Source organism: Stenotrophomonas acidaminiphila (assembly GCA_002951995.1).
In the GTDB taxonomy this organism is placed as follows: domain Bacteria; phylum Pseudomonadota; class Gammaproteobacteria; order Xanthomonadales; family Xanthomonadaceae; genus Stenotrophomonas; species Stenotrophomonas acidaminiphila_A.
In genome coordinates, this window is sequence record CP019797.1 from 1,445,686 (window position 1) to 1,464,564 (window position 18,879).

At 69.8% G+C, this 18,879-nt stretch carries 22 protein-coding genes; 17 read left to right on the forward strand and 5 right to left on the reverse strand.

Annotated features, from left to right (window positions below; genetic code table 11):
* Positions 1–154: 154 nt before the first annotated feature.
* From B1L07_06385 to B1L07_06410, 6 genes are all read left to right on the forward strand, one after another.
* Positions 155–988, forward strand: coding sequence for a 3-deoxy-8-phosphooctulonate synthase (locus tag B1L07_06385; protein ID AUZ54786.1), 834 nt, complete (start codon positions 155–157; stop codon positions 986–988).
* 162 nt (positions 989–1,150) lie between these two features.
* The gene (locus B1L07_06390; protein ID AUZ54787.1) at positions 1,151–2,443 is read left to right on the forward strand and encodes a phosphopyruvate hydratase; all 1,293 of its coding nucleotides are present in this window, start codon (positions 1,151–1,153) and stop codon (positions 2,441–2,443) included.
* Between the two features lie 5 nt (positions 2,444–2,448).
* Entirely contained in the window at positions 2,449–2,799 is a 351-nt protein-coding gene (locus B1L07_06395) for a cell division protein FtsB (GenBank protein AUZ54788.1), read from the forward strand.
* A complete protein-coding gene (locus tag B1L07_06400; GenBank protein AUZ54789.1) occupies positions 2,796–3,491 on the forward strand; it encodes a 2-C-methyl-D-erythritol 4-phosphate cytidylyltransferase in 696 nt (231 codons plus the stop codon). The genes B1L07_06395 and B1L07_06400 overlap by 4 nt, the downstream gene beginning before the upstream one ends.
* Positions 3,492–3,533: 42 nt before the next feature.
* Positions 3,534–4,040: a 2-C-methyl-D-erythritol 2,4-cyclodiphosphate synthase gene (locus tag B1L07_06405; GenBank protein ID AUZ54790.1), complete on the forward strand. Its 507-nt coding sequence runs from the start codon at positions 3,534–3,536 to the stop codon at positions 4,038–4,040.
* Positions 4,041–4,191: 151 nt separating this feature from the next.
* On the forward strand, positions 4,192–5,241 hold the full coding sequence (locus tag B1L07_06410) for a tRNA pseudouridine(13) synthase TruD (protein AUZ54791.1): 1,050 nt from the start codon (positions 4,192–4,194) through the stop codon (positions 5,239–5,241).
* A 183-nt stretch (positions 5,242–5,424) separates the two neighbouring features.
* On the opposite strand, the gene B1L07_06415 is transcribed toward B1L07_06410, so the two are convergent.
* On the reverse strand, positions 5,425–5,964 hold the full coding sequence (locus B1L07_06415; protein AUZ56491.1) for an SMR domain protein: 540 nt from the start codon (positions 5,962–5,964) through the stop codon (positions 5,425–5,427).
* Positions 5,965–6,138: 174 nt separating this feature from the next.
* Between B1L07_06415 and B1L07_06420 the strand changes: the two genes are divergently transcribed.
* The 5 genes from B1L07_06420 (at position 6,139) to B1L07_06440 (ending at position 9,593) form a co-directional block, all read left to right on the forward strand.
* Positions 6,139–6,918: a 5'/3'-nucleotidase SurE gene (locus tag B1L07_06420; protein AUZ54792.1), complete on the forward strand. Its 780-nt coding sequence runs from the start codon at positions 6,139–6,141 to the stop codon at positions 6,916–6,918.
* Entirely contained in the window at positions 6,915–7,589 is a 675-nt protein-coding gene (locus tag B1L07_06425) for a protein-L-isoaspartate O-methyltransferase (GenBank protein AUZ54793.1), read from the forward strand. The genes B1L07_06420 and B1L07_06425 overlap by 4 nt, the downstream gene beginning before the upstream one ends.
* Before the next feature lie 18 nt (positions 7,590–7,607).
* Positions 7,608–8,222 carry a hypothetical protein gene (locus B1L07_06430; GenBank protein AUZ54794.1) on the forward strand — a complete coding sequence of 205 codons (615 nt, stop codon included), beginning with the start codon at positions 7,608–7,610 and terminating at the stop codon, positions 8,220–8,222.
* On the forward strand, positions 8,219–9,004 hold the full coding sequence (locus B1L07_06435; protein AUZ54795.1) for a hypothetical protein: 786 nt from the start codon (positions 8,219–8,221) through the stop codon (positions 9,002–9,004). The genes B1L07_06430 and B1L07_06435 overlap by 4 nt, the downstream gene beginning before the upstream one ends.
* A 361-nt stretch (positions 9,005–9,365) precedes the next feature.
* Complete coding sequence (locus tag B1L07_06440; GenBank protein ID AUZ54796.1) at positions 9,366–9,593, forward strand: hypothetical protein; 228 nt, start codon at positions 9,366–9,368, stop codon at positions 9,591–9,593.
* Positions 9,594–9,681: 88 nt separating this feature from the next.
* On the opposite strand, the gene B1L07_06445 is transcribed toward B1L07_06440, so the two are convergent.
* Positions 9,682–10,053 (reverse strand): hypothetical protein, encoded by a 372-nt coding sequence (locus tag B1L07_06445; GenBank protein AUZ54797.1) that lies wholly within the window; start codon positions 10,051–10,053, stop codon positions 9,682–9,684.
* 17 nt (positions 10,054–10,070) lie between these two features.
* On the reverse strand, positions 10,071–10,376 hold the full coding sequence (locus B1L07_06450) for an RNA-binding protein (GenBank protein ID AUZ54798.1): 306 nt from the start codon (positions 10,374–10,376) through the stop codon (positions 10,071–10,073).
* 37 nt (positions 10,377–10,413) lie between these two features.
* Here B1L07_06450 and B1L07_06455 point away from each other — a divergent pair, with 37 nt between their 5' ends.
* From B1L07_06455 to B1L07_06480, 6 genes are all read left to right on the forward strand, one after another.
* Positions 10,414–11,070, forward strand: a complete 657-nt coding sequence (locus B1L07_06455; GenBank protein ID AUZ54799.1) for a 23S rRNA (uridine(2552)-2'-O)-methyltransferase — start codon at positions 10,414–10,416, stop codon at positions 11,068–11,070.
* 55 nt (positions 11,071–11,125) lie between these two features.
* Positions 11,126–13,048, forward strand: a complete 1,923-nt coding sequence (hflB, locus tag B1L07_06460; GenBank protein AUZ54800.1) for an ATP-dependent metalloprotease — start codon at positions 11,126–11,128, stop codon at positions 13,046–13,048.
* 357 nt (positions 13,049–13,405) lie between these two features.
* A complete protein-coding gene (locus tag B1L07_06465; protein AUZ54801.1) occupies positions 13,406–14,302 on the forward strand; it encodes a dihydropteroate synthase in 897 nt (298 codons plus the stop codon).
* The gene (locus B1L07_06470; GenBank protein AUZ54802.1) at positions 14,302–15,255 is read left to right on the forward strand and encodes a tRNA (adenosine(37)-N6)-dimethylallyltransferase MiaA; all 954 of its coding nucleotides are present in this window, start codon (positions 14,302–14,304) and stop codon (positions 15,253–15,255) included. Before B1L07_06465 ends, B1L07_06470 begins: the two co-directional genes overlap by 1 nt.
* Before the next feature lie 90 nt (positions 15,256–15,345).
* On the forward strand, positions 15,346–15,621 hold the full coding sequence (locus B1L07_06475) for an RNA chaperone Hfq (GenBank protein AUZ56492.1): 276 nt from the start codon (positions 15,346–15,348) through the stop codon (positions 15,619–15,621).
* Between the two features lie 14 nt (positions 15,622–15,635).
* Positions 15,636–16,946 (forward strand): GTPase HflX, encoded by a 1,311-nt coding sequence (locus tag B1L07_06480; GenBank protein AUZ54803.1) that lies wholly within the window; start codon positions 15,636–15,638, stop codon positions 16,944–16,946.
* 315 nt (positions 16,947–17,261) lie between these two features.
* On the opposite strand, the gene B1L07_06485 is transcribed toward B1L07_06480, so the two are convergent.
* Positions 17,262–18,104 carry a phosphatidylserine decarboxylase gene (locus tag B1L07_06485; GenBank protein AUZ54804.1) on the reverse strand — a complete coding sequence of 281 codons (843 nt, stop codon included), beginning with the start codon at positions 18,102–18,104 and terminating at the stop codon, positions 17,262–17,264.
* Positions 18,101–18,748, reverse strand: a complete 648-nt coding sequence (locus tag B1L07_06490; protein AUZ54805.1) for an SCO family protein — start codon at positions 18,746–18,748, stop codon at positions 18,101–18,103. Before B1L07_06490 ends, B1L07_06485 begins: the two co-directional genes overlap by 4 nt.
* Between the last annotated feature and the right edge of the window lie 131 nt (positions 18,749–18,879).

Here is an 18,879-nt window from a genome sequence, read left to right on the forward strand (position 1 = left end):
CGCTCGTTTCCGCCTTCTCCCGCGGGGAGGGCGCACCGTAGGGGCGGGCGGGACGCCGGCGAAGGCTGGGTTCCCGGTTCCGCAAGGGCCTGCCCACGGCCCCTCATCCAACCCCTTTCCCGTCGGGAGAGGGCTACAAACACGAGGTAGTTGAATGAAGCTCTGCGGATTCGAAGTCGGCCTGGACCAGCCGCTGTTCCTGATCGCCGGCCCGTGCGTGATCGAGTCGATGCAGCTGCAGCTCGATACCGCCGGCAAGCTCAAGGAAATCACCGGCAGGCTGGGGATGAACTTCATCTTCAAGTCCAGCTTCGACAAGGCCAACCGCACCTCCGGCACCAGCTTCCGCGGCCCGGGGCTGGAAGAGGGCCTGAAGGTGCTGGCCGAGGTGAAGAGGCAGATCGGCGTGCCGGTGCTGACCGACGTGCACGAGTACACGCCGATGGACGAGGTGGCCTCGGTCGTCGACGTGCTGCAGACCCCGGCATTCCTGGTGCGGCAGACCGATTTCATCAGGAAGGTGTGCAGCGCCGGCAAGCCGGTGAACATCAAGAAGGGCCAGTTCCTGTCGCCGTGGGACATGAAGCCGGTGGTGGAAAAGGCGCGCTCCACCGGCAACAACGACATCATGGTCTGCGAGCGCGGCGCCAGCTTCGGCTACAACAACCTGGTCAGCGACATGCGCTCGCTGAGCGTGATGCGCGACACCGGCTGCCCGGTGGTGTTCGACGCCACCCATTCGGTGCAGCTGCCGGGCGGGCAGGGCAGCAGTTCCGGCGGACAGCGCGAATTCGTGCCGGTGCTGGCGCGCGCGGCGGTGGCGGTGGGCGTGGCCGGGTTGTTCGCCGAGACCCATCCCGATCCGTCCAAGGCGCTGTCCGACGGCCCCAACGCGTGGCCGCTGGACAAGATGGAAGCGCTGCTGGAAACACTGCTGGCGCTGGATTCGATCACCAAGAAGCACGGGTTCCTCGAGTCCACCGTGTGAGGCGACGGATGGCCCGCTCGATGCGGGCCATCATCGTTTCAGGGCCTGCCGCCGTGCCTGCGTTTTCAGCCGCAAGCATCGCGCCGCGCCGGCCCCGGCTTCGTTTAAACTGCGGCCGGTTTCCCATTCCCAGACCTACCCAAACGAGTCCATCCCCAGACCATGACCACTATCGCCAAGATCCACGCCCGTGAAATCCTCGACAGCCGTGGCAACCCCACGCTGGAAGCCGAAGTCACCCTGGCCGACGGCTCGTTCGGTCGTGCCGCCGTGCCCTCGGGTGCTTCGACCGGCACCAAGGAGGCGGTGGAACTGCGCGATGGCGACAAGACCCGCTACCTGGGCAAGGGCGTGCGCGATGCGGTGGCCAACGTCAACGGCCCGATCGCCGCGGCGCTGAAGGATTTCGATGCGCAGGACCAGGCCGGGCTGGACCGCCGCCTGATCGACCTGGACGGCACCGAGAACAAGGGCCGCCTGGGCGCCAATGCGCTGCTGGGCGTTTCCATGGCCGCCGCGCACGCCGCCGCCGCTTCCAACAAGCAGGCGCTGTGGCAGTACCTGGCCGGCAAGACCGGCGCCACGCCGTCGCTGCCGGTGCCGATGATGAACATCATCAACGGCGGCGCGCACGCCGACAACAACGTCGACTTCCAGGAGTTCATGGTGCTGCCGGTCGGCTTCACCTCGTTCGGTGAATCGCTGCGCGCCGGCACCGAGATCTTCCATGCGCTCAAGTCGGTGCTCAAGGGCCACGGCCTGAGCACGGCGGTGGGCGACGAAGGCGGCTTCGCGCCGGACTTCCGCAGCAACGTCGAGGCACTGGACACCATCCTGGAAGCCATCGGCAAGGCCGGCTACACCGCCGGCGAGGACATCCTGCTGGGCCTGGACGTGGCTTCCAGCGAGTTCTACGAGAACGGCAAGTACAACCTGGTCGGCGAGAACAAGCGCCTGACCTCCGAGCAGTTCGTCGATTTCCTGGCCGACTGGACCACGCAGTACCCGATCATCACCATCGAGGACGGCCTGGCCGAGAACGACTGGGCCGGCTGGAAGCTGCTGACCCAGCGCATCGGCGGCAAGGTGCAGCTGGTCGGCGACGACCTGTTCGTCACCAACCCGAAGATCTTCGCCGAGGGCATCGAGTCGGGCACCGCCAACGCCATCCTGATCAAGGTCAACCAGATCGGCACCCTGAGCGAGACCCTGGAGGCGATCGCCATGGCCGACAAGGCGCATTACGCGGCGATCGTCTCGCACCGCTCCGGCGAAACCGAGGACACCACCATCGCCGACATCGCCGTGGCCACCACCGCCACCCAGATCAAGACCGGCTCGCTGTGCCGCAGCGACCGCGTGGCCAAGTACAACCAGTTGCTGCGTATCGAGGAAGCCCTCGGCGGCAACGCGCGCTACGCCGGTCGTGGCGCGTTCGTCTCGCTCAAGCGCTGACGCCGATGCGTGACTGGCGCTGGCTGCTGCTGGTGCTCGCGGTACTGCTGGCGCTGCTGCAGTACCGCTTCTGGTTCGGGCCGGGCAATTCGGGCGAGGTGATGATGCTCGAGGCCCAGGTCGCCAACCAGAAGCGCGACAACGAGGGCCTGCAGCAGCGCAACGATGCGCTCGCCGCCGAGGTCAAGGACCTCAAGGAAGGCGAGGCCGCCATCGAGGAGCGGGCGCGCAGCGAACTGGGCATGATCAAGCCCGGCGAGAAGTTCTACCGCGTGGTCGAGGACGCCCCGGTGGCGCGGCCGGGCGTGGCCCAGCCGGGCGCGCACGACGCCGCCACCCAGGAGGTCGTGCCATGACCACCCAGGTGTGGGCGGTGGTGCCGGCTGCCGGTCGCGGTACCCGCTTCGGCGGCCCGGTGCCCAAGCAGTACCTGCTCGCCGCCGGCGAGCCGCTGCTCGCGCACACGCTGGCGGCGCTGCTGGCGCACCCCGGCGTGGCCGGGGTGATGGTGGCCATCGCCGAGCACGATGCCGACTGGCCGGGCTGGAATGACTTCGCCGGCAAGCCGGTGCTGACCTGCACCGGTGGCGATACCCGTGCCGCCTCGGTGCTGGCCGGGTTGCAGGCGCTGCCGGAAAGCGTGCGTGCCGACGACTTCGTGCTGGTGCACGACGCCGCGCGCCCGAACCTGCCGGCCGCCGACCTGGGCCGGCTGCTGGAGGTGGGGCGCGCCGATCCGGTCGGCGCGATCCTCGCTGCCCCGGTGCGCGACACCCTCAAGCGCGCCGGCGACGATGGCGGCATCGACCGCACCGAACCGCGCGAGCGGTTGTGGCGCGCGCTCACGCCGCAGCTGTTCCGCCGCCACCAGTTGACCCGCGCGCTGCTGGAAGCGACCGGCGCCGGTGTCGAGGTGACCGACGAGGCCATGGCCATGGAGCGCCAGGGCGCGCGACCGCTGCTGGTCGAAGGCGACGAGTGCAACTTCAAGGTCACCACCCCGGCCGACCTGGCCCGCTTCGAGTTCGAGCTGTCGCGGCGTGGCTGACGCCCGTCCGGCGCCGCCCGCGCGGGCCTGAACCACAACCTGATCCGACGCCATGAATCCTTCTGCTTTCCCCCCCTCCGCATCGGCCAGGGCTATGACGTGCACGCCTTCGGCGAAGGCGACCACGTCATGCTCGGCGGCGTGCGCGTGCCGCACCGTTGCGGGGTGCTCGCGCACAGCGACGGCGACGTGATCCTGCATGCGCTGTGCGACGCCATGCTGGGGGCGCTGGCGCTGGGCGACATCGGCCAGCACTTCCCGCCCAGCGACGACCGCTGGAAGGGCGCGGACAGCAGCGATTTCGTGCGCCACTGCAACGGCCTGCTGCGCGCGCGCGGGTGGCAGGTGGGCAACACCGACATCACCGTGATCTGCGAGCGGCCCAAGGTCGGCCCGCATGCGACTGCGATGCGCGAGACGGTGGCGCAGCTGCTGGGCGTGGCGCCGGACCGGGTCAGCATCAAGGCCACCACCAGCGAGAAGCTGGGTTTTACCGGCCGCGAGGAAGGCATCGCCGCGCAGGCGGTGGTGCTGCTGCTTCCCGCATGATTTCCATTCCGCAGGCGTGTCGCCGGCCGCGACCGGGCGTCGCCCGGCGCGGCGCCGGCAGCAGCGCCGCCCTCCGCACGGGTTGCCCCGGCAGGCCCGCCGTCACCGGCGCGCCCGCGGCAGGCAGGCCGGGCCATTGTTCAGGACCGACATGATGGATCTTCCCCTTGCCTATGGCGCCCCGGTATTGAGCGCGTCGATGCGCAGCGTGCCCGAGGACTTCCAGGTCGATGAACTGCCTGCCTTCGAGGCGAGCGGCGAGGGCGAGCACCTGTTGCTGGACATCCGCAAGCGCGGCGCCAACACCGTGGCCGTGGCCAGGCAGCTGGCGCAATGGGCCGGGGTGCCGGAAATGGGCGTCAGCTACGCCGGACAGAAGGACCGGCATGCGGTGACCACGCAGCGTTTCAGCGTGCACCTGCCCAGGCGGGTCGCGCCGGACCTGGCGCTGCTGGAATCGGACGAGGTGCATGTGCTCGCCTCCACCTGGCACAACCGCAAGCTGCAGCGCGGTGCGCTGGCCGGCAACCGCTTCACCCTGGTGCTGCGCGGGGTGCAGGGCGGGCGGGACGCGATCGAGCAGCGGCTGCAGGCCATCGCCACGCGCGGCCTGCCCAACTGGTTCGGCGAACAGCGCTTCGGTCGCGATGGTGGCAACGTGCCGGCGGCGCTGGCGATGTTCGGCGGCCGCCGGGTGCGCAAGGACCAGCGCTCCATGCTGCTGTCGGCGGCGCGCTCGGCCCTGTTCAACCGGGTGCTCGCCGCGCGGGTGGAGCAGGGCAACTGGGACGCTGCGCTGGACGGCGAGGTGTGGATGCTCGACGGCAGCCGTTCGGTGTTCGGTCCCGAGCCGATGAGCGAGGCGCTGGCCGAACGCCTGGCGCGGTTCGACATCCACCCCAGCGGGCCGTTGTGGGGCGCGGGTGAGCTGCGCACCGCCGGTGCCGCGCTGGCCCTGGAGCAGGCCGCGCTGGCCGATGAGCAGGCGCTGGCGCTGCGCGCCGGCCTGGAGCAGGCCGGCCTCAAGCAGGAGCGCCGCGCGCTGCGGCTGCGGCCGGCGCTGATGCGCCATGCCTGGCTGCTGGACGACGTACTGGAGCTTGCCTTCGCGTTGCCGCCAGGGTGCTACGCCACCGCGGTGCTGCATGAACTGGGGCCCGTGGCCGACGCCAGCCGCGCCGATACCGTCGCCCCGGCGTAAGCCGGAGGTTCTCCGCGTGGCGCCTCCCGGCGTGTGGGGCGGCGCGCGCGCAGCCGCTACGCGCGGCCGCGGAAGGTGAAGGGGCCGTGGCGCATCGCCTGGCGGGAGGCGGACGCATTGCGCCTGGCGGCCGCGTCGCGCCCGCCGCGGGCGCGCGATGGATCGCTGGCGGACTGGCGCCGCTCAGCGCCGCGCCAGCAGCACCAGCACCGCGCCGGTGCCGCCCTGCGCCGGCGGCGCGGAGTGGAACGCGAGCACGTCGTTGCGCTGGCGCAGCAGACGGTCCACCAGGTTCTTGAGTACCGGCGCGCCGCCATCGGACTGCAGGCCCTTGCCGTGGATGATGCGCACGCAGCCGTGGTCGTGCGCGTGCGCCTCCAGCAGGAACTCGCGCAGCAGGTGCTCGGCCTGGGCGACGCTGGCGCCGTGCAGGTCCAGTTCGTCCTGCACCGAGTACTGGCCGCGCCTGAGCCGCTGGAACATGCGCGCCGGCAGGGTGTCGCGGCGGTAGCTGACCACGTCGCCGGCTTCCAGCGGCGCGCTGGAATGCAGCAGCCGGGCGAACTCGCCCAGCGCCTGGGCCTCGTCCTGCTCGGCCATGCGCGCGCGCGGCTTCGGCCGTGGCCGGCTGATCGCCGGCGCATCCACCTTGCGCAGTGGCGTTACCTCGCCGATCGCCGAGCGGAACAGGGCGCCGTCGTCTTCGTCTTCTGGGTGCGACATGTGCATAGCGTAACGGCTGCGGCAATGGGGAGAGCGTCACGGGAAGGCGGTGGGCGCATTCCGGTATCATGCCGGATCGGGCCATGCCGGCCGGCGTGCAGCACGCCGGCGGGGATGGCGGTAGACGGCGGGGCTGCGGGAGCGCCGTCATGGATTCAGCGATTCAGGTCTTCAATGCGCGTACTTGTAAGCAACGACGACGGCGTGGACGCCCCCGGCATCAGGATGCTCGCCGAGGAGCTGCGCAATGCCGGCCACGAGGTCACCGTGGTGGCACCGGACCGCGACCGCTCCGGCGCCAGCAATTCCCTTACCCTGGACCAGCCGGTGCGGCTGCGCCGGATCGACCACTACACCTGCGCGGTCAGCGGAACGCCGACCGACTGCGTGCACCTGGCGCTGACCGGCATGCTGGAACACGAGCCGGACATCGTGGTCTCGGGCATCAACAACGCCGCCAACCTCGGCGACGACGTGATCTATTCCGGGACCGTGTCCGCGGCGATGGAAGGGCGCTTCCTCGGCCTGCCGTCGGTTGCGGTGTCGCTGGTGACCCAGCGCCACGAGGCGAGGAATTTCCTCAGCGCCGCGCGCGCGGCCATCGAGATCGTGGCGCGGCTGAAGGCCGACCCGCTGCCCGCCGACACCATCCTCAATGTCAACGTGCCGGACCTGCCGTGGGACGAGATCCGCGGGTTCGAGGTCACCCGGCTGGGCAACCGCCACCGCGCCGAGGCCTGCATCCCGGCCACCGATCCGCGCGGCAATACCGTGTACTGGATCGGTCCGGCCGGTTCCGAGCAGGATGCCGGCCCCGGTACCGATTTCCATGCGGTGCGCACCGGCCATATCTCGATCACCCCGATCCAGGTCGACCTGACCCGCTACGAGGCGCTGGAAAAGGTGGCCAGCTGGGTGGGCGGGTTGTCGGCGACGCTGGAGCGCCCGGCATGACGCCACGCCTGCGCCTGTCCCCGGAGGCGGTCGGCAGCGGCATGACCTCGCAGCGGGTGCGCGACCGCCTGGTCGATCGCCTGCGCGAGGTGGGCATCGGCGACGAACGCGTGCTCAACGCGGTGCGGGTGGTGCCGCGGCACCTGTTCATCGACGAGGCGCTGGCCTCGCGCGCCTACGAGGACACCGCATTGCCGATCGGCCACGGTCAGACCATCTCCCAGCCCTGGGTGGTGGCGCGCATGACCGAGGCGGTGCTGCAGGTGGCGCCCAGGACCGTGCTCGAAGTGGGTACCGGCTCGGGTTACCAGGCGGCGATCCTGGCCGCGGTCGGGCTGGAGGTGTTCACCGTCGAGCGGATCGGCGACCTGCTGCGCCAGGCCCGCAAGCGCCTGCGCCAACTGGGCATGAACGTCCGCAGCAAGCATGACGACGGCCGCATCGGCTGGCCCGAGCACGGCCCCTACGACGCCATCGTCGTCACCGCCGCGGCACCGGCGCTGGTGGACGCATTGATCGAACAGCTGGCCGTGGGTGGCCGCCTGGTGGCGCCGGTCGGCGGCCCCGGCGGGCAGGTGCTGCTGCAACTTACCCGCCAGGCGGACGGCATCGTGCAGGAGGAACTGGCGCCGGTCAGCTTCGTGCCGTTGCTCCCGGGCCTGCTGGACTGACACGGGAAACCCGCGACGATGAAGATATTCGGGCCGCTGTACGACCGCGCGCTGTACTGGGCCAGCCACAAGCGCGCGCCCACCTACCTGACCGTGCTGAGCTTCATCGAGGCCATCATTTTCCCGGTGATGCCGGAAGTGATGCTGATGCCGATGTGCGTGGCGCAGCCGCGCAAGGGCTGGCGCTTCGCCACCCTGAGCCTGGCCGGTTCGATGGTCGGGGCGATGGTCGGCTATGCGCTGGGCCACTATGCGTTCGAGGCGATCAAGCCGCTGTTCGCCGCGCTGGGCATGCTGCCGGCCATCGAGTCGGGCATCGCCACGCTGCAGGCGAAGATGGTCGAATCGCCGTGGGCGGTGTTCACCTTCCTGGTGCTGGGTGGCTTCATGCCGATTCCGATGAAGGTATTCACCTGGGCGTCCGGTATCGTCGGGGTGCCGCTGCCACAGTACGTGTTGAGCATGCTGGTCGGGCGCGGCAAGCGCGTATACGTGCTGGCGGCGGTGATCCGCTTCGGCGGCGCGCGCGCGGCCGATGCGCTGCGGCGCTGGATCGAACCGCTGGGCTGGATCGCGACCGCGCTGGTCGCCGGCCTGGTGGGCTGGCTGGTATGGAGGGCGAAATTCGCATGAATGCAGAGGTAGGGATCAAGGGCGCTTCCAGGGCGGTCGCCGGCATGGCGGTACTGCTGCTGGTGGCGATGGCGGCGGGCTGCGGTACCGCCACGGTGGTCAAGCCTTCCGGCAGCAGCGCGTCCCGGGCCGCGGCCACGCCGCGCACATCCGTGCCCAAGCCGGGCCAGACCGCGGTGGTGCGCCGGGGCGACACGCTGTACGCGCTGGCACGCATCCACAACATCACCCCGGGCGACCTGGCGGCGTGGAATGGCCTGTCCAATCCCAACGCGATCTACCCGGGGCAGACGCTGCGGTTGTATCCGGGCGGCGCCACCGCCACGCGCCCGGCGGCCGGCAGCGGCAGTGCGACTGCCACGCGGCCATCGTCGCCGCCGCCCGCGGCGACGCCGGCGCCGGCCAACAGCGGCATCGGCTGGCGCTGGCCGGCCGACGGCGCGCTGGTCGGCCGCTTCGTCGCCGGCGAGACCACCAAGCAGGGCATCGACATCGCCGGCAGCAGCGGCCAGCCGGTACGCGCGGCCGGCCCGGGCGTGGTGGTCTATTCCGGTGCCGGCCTGGTCGGCTACGGCGAGCTGATCATCATCAAGCACAACGAGCAGTGGCTGTCGGCCTACGGCCACAACCGCAAGCGCCTGGTCAACGAGGGGCAGAACGTCAAGGCCGGCGACCAGATCGCGGAAATGGGCCGCACCGGCACCTCGCGCGACATGCTGCACTTCGAGATCCGCTACAACGGCAAGCCGGTGGATCCGCTGCAGTACCTGCCACAGAAGTAGCCGGCCGAATGCGGGTTGCCGCAGGCGGCTCCATGGCGGCACGCGGAGCAACCGGGGGGGCGTTGGCCGGCGGCATGAAGCACACGTGTTCCGCCCTGCTTCCGTTGCATGTCGTGCTGGCGGCGTTCGACCAGCGCCATCAGCGGTGGCAGGATGCGTGGCCGGCGCCGCGCTGCGCACTGTTGACGCTGTGGCCGGGGCAGGCCTGCTCCTGTCCGGGCCGTTGCAGCGCAGGGCGCGGCATCCGGCTGAAACGCCGCCTGCCGCCGGTGTCAGGGCGGATTCCGCGGCCAGCGGCCCCGGGCCGCGCCGCGGTCAGGGATATTTGCGTCGGTCGGGTGCCGGGTGATGGAGAAAGCGCATGGGCAAATCGCGTTACTGGTTCGCCGCCAAGGAGCATGGATGGGGCTGGGGCTGGCCGCTGGCGTGGCAGGGATGGCTCGCCTATGCCAGTGCGGCCGCGCTGCTGGTGGCCGGTTTCGTGATCTTTCCGCCGGCCGCTGCTCCGGCCCGCTTCGTCGCCTGCAATGCGGGCGTGGTCGTGGCGCTGCTGTTCGTCTGCTGGCTCAAGGGCGAGCCATTGCGTTGAACGCACGCCTGTAGATGCGGGGCTTGCCCCGCATGAGAAAACAGGAAGGTGCGTACGCGAGCAGTCCCAGGCCGCGTGACGCCAGGCGTCACTCCAGGATGAAGGCCGCGACCACGCGGCGGTTTTCGCCGGCCAGCACGTTGAAGGTACGCGCGGCCGAGGCGTTGTTCATCACTTCGATGCCGATGCCGCGGGTCAGGCAGGCGGCCATGACCTCCACCGGCGGAAACACCTGGCGCTCGCCCGTGCCGAGGATGAACACGGCCGGGTTCTGTTCCAGCGCGGGCGCCAGGTCGGCCACGCTCAGCTGGCCGACCGCGCTCACCGCCCAGTCTTCGATCAAGCGGTCGGGGGACAGGATGAAGCTGCGTGCCAGCGTCTGGTCGTTGACCCGGGCCTGGCGGCCGTCGGCCGAGCGCAGGGCATAGATGTAGTCGGGCAGTTCGCGGCTCAGTTGCATCTTGGCTTCTCGGCGGGTCAGCCGCGGGGCAGCACGATCTGGCGCTTTTCCCGGGCCGGGCGGTACAGGACGGCGACATGGCCGATGCGCTGGACCAGCGCGCCGCCGCTGGCCTGGACCAGCTCGGCAACCATCGCCTCGCGCGCCTCGCGGTCCTCGGCGGCGATCTTCACCTTGATCAGTTCATGGCGTTCCAGCACCTCGTCCAGTTCCGCCAGGAAGGCGGGGGTGACCCCCTTGCCGCCGATCTGCAGCAGTGCTTTCAGATCGTGGGCCATGCCGCGCAGGAATCGGTTCTGGGCCGGGGTGAGAACGATGGACATGCAGTGATTACGGGTTATCAAGGGGGTTCAGGGTATCATGACCACCCCTACAGGCCGCATTCCGATGTCCCGCAGCAAGAGCAGTCAACGCTGGTTGAAGGAGCATTTCTCCGACCCCTTCGTGAAGAAGGCGCAGGCCGAGGGCATGCGCTCGCGCGCCGCCTACAAGCTGGAGGAACTGCTCCAGCGCGACCGGCTGCTGAAGCCGAACATGGTGGTGGTCGACCTCGGCGCCGCGCCAGGCGGCTGGTCGCAGCAGGTGCGGAGACAGCTGGGCGACAGCGGCCGCGTACTGGCGCTGGACATCCTGGAGATGCCGCCGCTGGCCGGCGTGGAGTTCCTTCATGGTGACTTCAGGGAAGAAACCGTCCTATCCCAGTTCGAGGCCATGCTTGGCGGCCAGCCGGTAGACCTTGTCCTGTCGGATATGGCCCCCAATAAGAGTGGCATGGATGCGGTGGACCAGCCGCGGATGATGCACCTGGCGGAGCTGGCGATGGATTTCGCCGATCACCATCTCAAGCCGGGTGGGGCGTTCCTGATCAAGCTGTTCCAGGGCGTCGGCTTTGACGACTACGTGCGGGAAATGCGCCGCCGTTACGACAAGGTCGTGATCCGCAAGCCGGAAGCCTCGCGCAAGCGCTCGCCCGAGGTCTATGCGCTCGGGCAGGGCAAGCGCCCGCAGATCAAGTAAGCTCGACACCATACGAATCGCGTCAAAAATTAGAGGAACACCGGAGCCGATGAGGATGAACGACCTGACCAAGAACCTCCTGCTATGGGTGGTTGTCGCCGTCGTGCTGATGGTGGTGTTCCAGAGCTTCGCCCCGCGCGGCGGCACGCCCGTGGCCAGCGATGCCAGCAACTACACCCAGTTCCTGCAGGAAGTGGACGCGGGCCGGATCAAGTCGGTGGAGTTCACCGACGACACCACCCTGACCACCAATGCCATCCGCTTCAAGCGCAGCGACGGCAGCGAAGGCTCGCTGTACGCGCCGCGCGACGAGAAGCTGATCGACCAGCTCTACACCAAGAAGGTCGACATCGTGCGCATGAAGCCGGCCAGCGGCCCGAGCTTCTGGTCGATCCTGCTGCAGTTCCTGCCGGTGCTGCTGCTGATCGGCTTCTGGATCTTCATGATGCGGCAGATGCAGGGCGGTGGCGGCGGCGCCAAGGGCGCTATGTCCTTCGGCAAGTCGCGCGCCAAGCTGCAGGGCGAGGACCAGATCAAGGTGACCTTCGCCGACGTGGCCGGTTGCGACGAGGCCAAGGAAGAGGTCGGCGAACTGGTCGACTTCCTGCGTGACCCGTCCAAGTTCACCAAGCTCGGCGGCAAGATCCCGCGCGGCGTGCTGATGGTCGGCCCGCCCGGCACCGGCAAGACCCTGCTGGCGCGCGCCATCGCCGGCGAGGCCAAGGTGCCGTTCTTCAGCATTTCCGGCTCGGACTTCGTCGAGATGTTCGTCGGCGTCGGCGCCAGCCGCGTGCGCGACATGTTCGAGCAGGCCAAGAAGCACGCCCCGTGCATCATCTTCATCGACGAGATCGACGCGGTCGGCCGCCATCGTGGCTCCGGCATGGGCGGTGGCCATGACGAGCGCGAGCAGACCCTGAACCAGATGCTGGTCGAGATGGACGGCTTCGAGGGCGGCGAGGGCGTGATCGTGATCGCTGCCACCAACCGCCCGGACGTGCTCGACAAGGCGCTGCTGCGCCCGGGCCGCTTCGACCGCCAGGTCATGGTCGGCCTGCCCGACATCAAGGGCCGCGAGCAGATCCTGCGCGTGCACCTGCGCAAGGTGCCGGCCGCCGACGACGTCAAGCCGGAAGTGTTGGCGCGCGGCACCCCGGGCTTCTCCGGCGCCGACCTGGCCAACCTGGTCAACGAGGGCGCCCTGTTCGCCGCGCGTCGCGGCAAGCAGGAAGTGAGCATGCAGGACTTCGAGGACGCCAAGGACAAGATCTACATGGGTCCGGAGCGCCGCAGCATGGTCATGCGCGAGGACGAGCGCCGCAACACGGCCTACCACGAGTCGGGCCACGCGGTGGTCGCCATGTCGCTGCCCAAGGCCGACCCGGTGCACAAGGTCACCATCATGCCGCGCGGCTGGGCGCTGGGCGTGACCTGGCAGCTGCCCGAGCACGACCACATCAGCAAGTACAAGGACCGCATGCTGGAGGAGCTGGCGATCCTGTTCGGTGGCCGCATCGCCGAGGAGATCTTCGTCGGCGAGATGTCCACCGGCGCCTCCAACGACTTCGAGCGCGCCACCAAGCTGGCACGTGGCATGGTCACCAAGTACGGCATGTCCGACGTGCTTGGCACCATGGTCTATGCCGACGAGGAAGCCGGCTACGGCATGCACAGCAAGACCATTTCCGAGGCCACCCAGCAGAAGGTGGACGCGGAAATCCGCCGCATCCTCGACGAGCAGTACAACGTGGCGCGCCGCATCCTGGAAGAGAAGCGCGACATCGTCGAAGCGATGACCGCGGCGCTGCTGGACTGGGAAACCATCGATGCCGAGCAGGTCAAGGCGATCATGGAAGGCCGCAAGCCTTCGCCGCCGGCCGGCTGGGTGGACAAGGGCAAGAGCGACCCGTCCGACGGCGACAAGGGCGGCGACGAGCGCCCGGTGGCGCCGATCACCGACCCGGCCGGCCAGCACTGAGCCACCGCCGTTGCCATGCACGCACGACGGGCCGGGTTTTCCCGGCCCGTTGCTTTTATGCCCGGCCTGGCGCGGGCGTATCGCGGCCCTCCCGCCCTGGGGGCACATCGGCCGCTGCCACGGCCGGTCGGATGACGACCGGGGTATTTTCCTCCCATCCTCCGCTACCCTTCGCAGCATGAACGAACCTTTTCCCAAGACGTCCACCCACATCCCGGAAATGGTGATTGCCACCGTGGCCGGCGTCGCCTTCGGGGTGAAGACCGGCCATTACCTGGCGGGCATCTTCATCGGTATCGTGCTGGGCGTGGCGCTCAGCGTGCTCGGCAGCGTGGTCCGGGCCAGGAGCCGGCGCTGATGTTCGATATCGCACCTGTGCTGGATTGTGCCGGGCGGCTGCTGCGGCTGGACCGCCCGCGGGTGATGGGCATCGTCAACGTCACCCCGGATTCGTTTTCCGACGGCGGCCGGCATTTCAGTGCCGAGGCGGCCGTCGCCCACGCGCTGGCGCTGGTCGAGCAGGGCGCGGATGTCCTCGACATCGGCGGCGAGTCCACCCGGCCCGGCGCCGAACAGGTGTCGGCGCAGCAGGAGATCGAGCGCGTGGTGCCGGTGATCGAGGCACTGGTGGCGCGCACTCCGGTGCCGGTCAGCGTCGATACCTTCAAGCCCGACGTGATGCGCGCGGCGCTGGCGGCCGGCGCCGGCATGGTCAACGACGTGCAGGCGCTGCGCCAGCCGGGCGCGCTGGAAACGGTGGCCGACGCGGGCGCGGCGGTGGTGCTGATGCATGCGGTGGGCGGCCCGTACGATGCCGGGGTGGCATGGGCCAGCGACGATGTCGCCGGCGACGTGCAGCGTTTCCTGGCCGAGCGGCTGTTCGCCGCGGAGATGGCCGGCATCGCCCGCAACCGGCTGGTGGTCGATCCCGGGTACGGCTTCAACAAGGACACCACGCAGAATTTCGCGCTGCTGGCCGCGCAGGAAAAACTGCTGGCGCTGGGCGTGCCGTTGCTGGCCGGGCTGTCGCGCAAGCGCTGCATCGGCGACGTCACCGGCCGCGCCGTCGCCGCCGAACGCGTGGCCGGCTCGGTCGCCGCGCACCTGCTGGCGGTGCAGCGCGGTGCGCGCATCGTGCGCGTGCACGATGTCGCGGCCACGGTCGACGCGCTCAAGGTACTGGCCGCGCTCGATGCGGTACCGGCCGGGCGCAGCGAGCGTGCGCAGCCGCCGCGCTGGCCGGACGAGGACTGATGGCGGTCGACACGCGGCCGCTGGCGATCGCGCTGATGGGCCCCACTGCGTCGGGCAAGACCGCCGCGGCGATCGAACTGGCCCGGCGCCACGGTGGCGAGATCGTCAGCGTCGATTCGGCGCTGGTGTACCGCGGCCTGGAGATCGGCGCGGCCAAGCCCGACCAGGCCGAGCGTGCCGGCATTCCCCATCACCTGCTGGACCTGCGCGACCCCTGGCAGGGCTACTCGGCGGCCGAGTTCGCCGCCGATGCCGCCGCCGCGGTACGCGACATCGTCGCGCGCGGCCGGCTGCCGATCCTGGCCGGCGGCACCGGGCTGTACTTCCGGGCGCTGCTGCAGGGGTTGTCGCCGATGCCCGAAGCCGACCCGGCGCTGCGCGCGCAGATCGCCACCGAAGCCGACGCCCTGGGCTGGCCGGCGCTGCATGCGCAGCTGGCCCGGGTCGATCCGGCCGCGGCCCGGCGCATCCACGCGACCGACCCGCAGCGCATCCAGCGTGCGCTGGAGGTGTACCGGCTCACCGGCAAGCCGATCAGCCACTGGCAGGCACAGCCCGGTGTGGCCCGGCTGCCGGCGCGCGTGCTCAAACTGGTGCTGGCACCGGCCGAGCGTGCGCTGCTGCACGCCCGCATCGAGCGCCGCTTCGACCTGATGCTCGCGGCGGGTTTCCTCGACGAGGTGCGGCGCCTGCGCGCGTTGCCGCAGATGGCCGGGGTGGCGGCGCCGCTCGACCTGCCGGCGATCCGCGCGGTGGGTTACCGCCAGGCCTGGCAGTTCCTGGACGGGCAGGACACGGCCGCCGGCTTCCGCGACAAGGCGATCTTCGCCACCCGCCAGCTGGCCAAGCGCCAGTTGACCTGGCTGCGCGGCGAACTGGATGCGCGCTGGTTCGATCCGGCCACCGACGACGGCCGCCTGCAGGACGCGGTTTCCCTGTTTTTGGGGCGATGAAGCGCGCCGGGCGGTGTAACATCCCGGTTCCGGGCAGGCAGGGGAAGCCGCATGGCCCGGGTCGATAAGAACAATAATGAGGAGTTGAAGATGTCCAAGGGGCAATCCTTGCAGGACCCGTTCCTGAACGCACTGCGCCGCGAGCGCGTGCCGGTTTCGGTCTACCTGGTCAATGGCATCAAGCTGCAGGGCACGATCGAGTCGTTCGATCAGTTCGTGGTGCTGCTGCGCAATACGGTCAGCCAGATGGTCTACAAGCACGCCATTTCCACCGTGGTGCCGGCGCGCAACGTGCGCGTGGGGCCGGGCGGCGGCTACGTGCAATCGGCCGACAGCAGTCAGGCAGGCGATGACGACAACGAATAAGCAGGACGTGGCGCGTGTTTGACCGCTCCAAACGAGGCGAACACGCGCTGTTGATCCAGCCGCACGCAGGGCGGCTGGAAGAGGATGTGCTGGAAGAGTTCACCGACCTGGCCCGCTCGGCCGGTGCCAGCATCGCGGCCACCGTGACCGCGCGCATCGACCGCCCCAACCCCTCCACCCTGATCGGCAGCGGCAAGCTGGACGAGGTCAAGGCCATGGCCGACGCCACCGGCGCCGACCTGGTGCTGGTCAACCATGCCCTGACCCCGGTGCAGGAACGCAACCTGGAGCGGTTCCTGGAGCGGCGCGTGATCGACCGCACCGGGCTGATCCTGGACATCTTCGCCCAGCGTGCGCACAGCCACGAAGGCAAGCTGCAGGTGGAACTGGCGCAGCTGCGCCACCTGGCCACGCGCCTGGTGCGCGGCTGGACCCACCTGGAGCGCCAGCGCGGCGGTTCCATCGGCCTGCGCGGCCCCGGCGAAACCCAGCTGGAAACCGACCGCCGCCTGCTGCAGAAGCGGGTGGAGCAGCTGCAGAAGCGGCTGGAAAAAGTCGAGGTGCAGCGCACCCAGATGCGCCGCGCACGCGTGCGCAGCGAAATGCCGCGCGTGGCCCTGGTGGGCTACACCAATGCCGGCAAGTCGACCCTGTTCAATGCGCTGACCGGTGCCGGCGCCTACGCCGCTGACCAGCTGTTCGCCACGCTCGACCCGACCGTGCGCCGCATCGCGCTGCCCGGCGGCAACGCGATGCTGGCCGACACCGTGGGGTTCGTCCGCGACCTGCCGCATGAACTCGTGGCGGCGTTCCGCTCGACCCTGAGCGAAGCACGCGAGGCCGATTTCCTGCTGCATCTGGTGGACGCCGCCGATCCGCTGCGCGAGGAACGCATCGCCCAGGTGGACGAAGTGCTGGAGGCGGTGGGCGCGGGTGAGCTGCCGCAACTGCTGGTGTTCAACAAGATCGACCGCATCGAGGGTGCCGAGGTGCGCCACGACGCGCAGGACGGCGTGCCGGACGAGGCGCGCCGCGAGCGGGTGTGGATCTCCGCGCGCGACGGCCGCGGCCTGGACCTGTTGCAGTCGGTGCTGGGCAAGCGCCTGGGCCTGCAGCACGTCACCGGCCGCGTACGCCTGCCGCCGGGCGCTGGCCGGCTGCGCTCGCGGCTGCACCAGCTCGAAGTCATCCGCAGCGAGCAGGCCGACGAGGAGGGCTGGCTGATCGACGTGGACATTCCCATCGCCGAGGCCGAGAAGCTGGCCGCAGGCGCCGACGGCGCGGTGATCCGCGCGCTGCTGCCGGAGCGCGAACCGGAGTGGTGAGTCGTTCACGATGGACTTGCATGGGAAACGAAACAGGAGCGACGTGAGTCGCTCCTGTTTCGTCATTGTGCTGGCGGTTTCCGCTGGCGGCGCTTCGTCCGTCTTGGGAGATGCAACTTCAACCGCGCCAGTGCCTGCCCCGGCCGCACCGGGCTTTCGGCTTTCAGCGCGGGATCGAACCGCGCCACGCCCGGCGACGGCAGCACGATCACGGTGGGGCCATGGATGAAGCGCGCCGCGCCTCACTGCCGCCAGGGCGCCAGCGGGGTGAGCGCGTCGCCATGCGTCGTGATGTGGCCGCGCCGGAACAGGTCATTACGTCAGCCGTGCCAGTGCCTGCCCCAGCCGCACCGGGCTTTCGGCTTTCAGCGCGGGATCGAACCGCGCCACGCCCGGCGGCAGCAGCACGATCACGGTGGAGCCGTAGTTGAAACGGGCCATCTCCGCGAACCGTTCCAGCGTGATCCCCTTGCCGCGCCAGTCCTTGCGGGTGATGCGGTCGCCGTAGGCGGGGATTTCCTCGCCGCTCCAGACCGTTTCCACGCCGCTGACCAGCAGCGCGCCGACCATCACCTGCACCATCGGGCCGAAGTCGGTGTCGAAGTGGCACACCAGCCGCTCGTTGCGGGCGAACAGACGTGGCACGTGGGCCACCGCGGCCGGGCCGACGCTGAACAGGCGCCCGGGCACGTGCACGGTCTCGCGCAGGGTGCCGGTCCAGGGCATGTGCACGCGGTGGTAGTCGCGCGGCGACAGGTACACGGTGGCGAACAGGCCGTTGGCGAAGGGTTCGGCAGCGCTGGCGTCGCCGAGCAGTTCGGCGGCGGTGAACGACTGGCCCTTGGCCTGGAAGATGCGACCGTCCTCGATCGCGCCGAGCTGGCTGATGCGCCCGTCGGCCGGCATCAGCAGCGCACGCGGGTCGGCATCGGCCACGCGCGCGCCGGGGGCCAGCGCGCGGGTGAAGAAGGCATTGAAGCTGGAGTAGCTGCGCGGGTCCGGGTCGGCCGCCTCGGCCAGGTTGACGTCGAACTTCCGGGTCACCGTGTCGATCAGCCAGCGCGACACGCGCGGGCTGCGCGAATAGGCCAGCGAGCGCGCCATCGACGACAGCAGGCGATGGGGCAGGGCATGGGTGAGCGTGGTCAACAGACTCATGGTGCGGTGGTTCCGGTGAGCTTGGTCAGGTCGCTGGCGATCAGCTTCGGGTCGAACGGCGGGCGCATCAGCCCGGCCAGCCGGCCCTCGGGGTCGAGCACCGCGATGCTGGCCGAGTGGTCCATGCTGTAGTCGTTCGGGTTGGTCTTGTAGTTCTTTCCCGGGGCCTTCTGGAACACCAGGCCCAGCGGCGTGGCGAAGCGCTCCAGCGACGGCACGTCGGCGGTGGCGGCCAGGGTGTCCTTGTGGAAGGCATGGGCGTATTCGCCCAGCCGTGCCGGGGTGTCGCGCTCGGGATCGACCGACACGAACACCACGCGCGGGCGCAGGCTTTCGGGAATGCGCTCCCACTGCTTCTGCGCCAGGGCCAGTTCGGACAGGGTGGTCGGGCACACGTCCGGGCAGGAGGTGAAGCCCAGGAACACCAGGGTCCAGTGCCCGCGCAGCTCACCGGGAATCAGGCGGGTACCGTCGGACTGGCTGAGGCTGAAATCGGGCAGCGGCCGGGGCGTGGGGTAGAAAATGATCGAGCCGGCCTGGTGGCCGCCGTTGCCGGCCGGGCCGAATACCTTCTGCGCCAGCAACAGGCCCAGCCCTGCCGCCAGCGCGATGGCCAGGACGATGCCGGTATTGCGGTTGAACATGGACCGTTTCTCCGTAGGGGTGGTGGCGGCCCCGCCAGGGCGGGGCGCGGGTCTGCGGGGGCGGTGGCCGTGCGCGCTGACGGCTGCTTGCCGGGGCGTTGCGGCCCGATGCCGGGACATCGCCGCAGTTT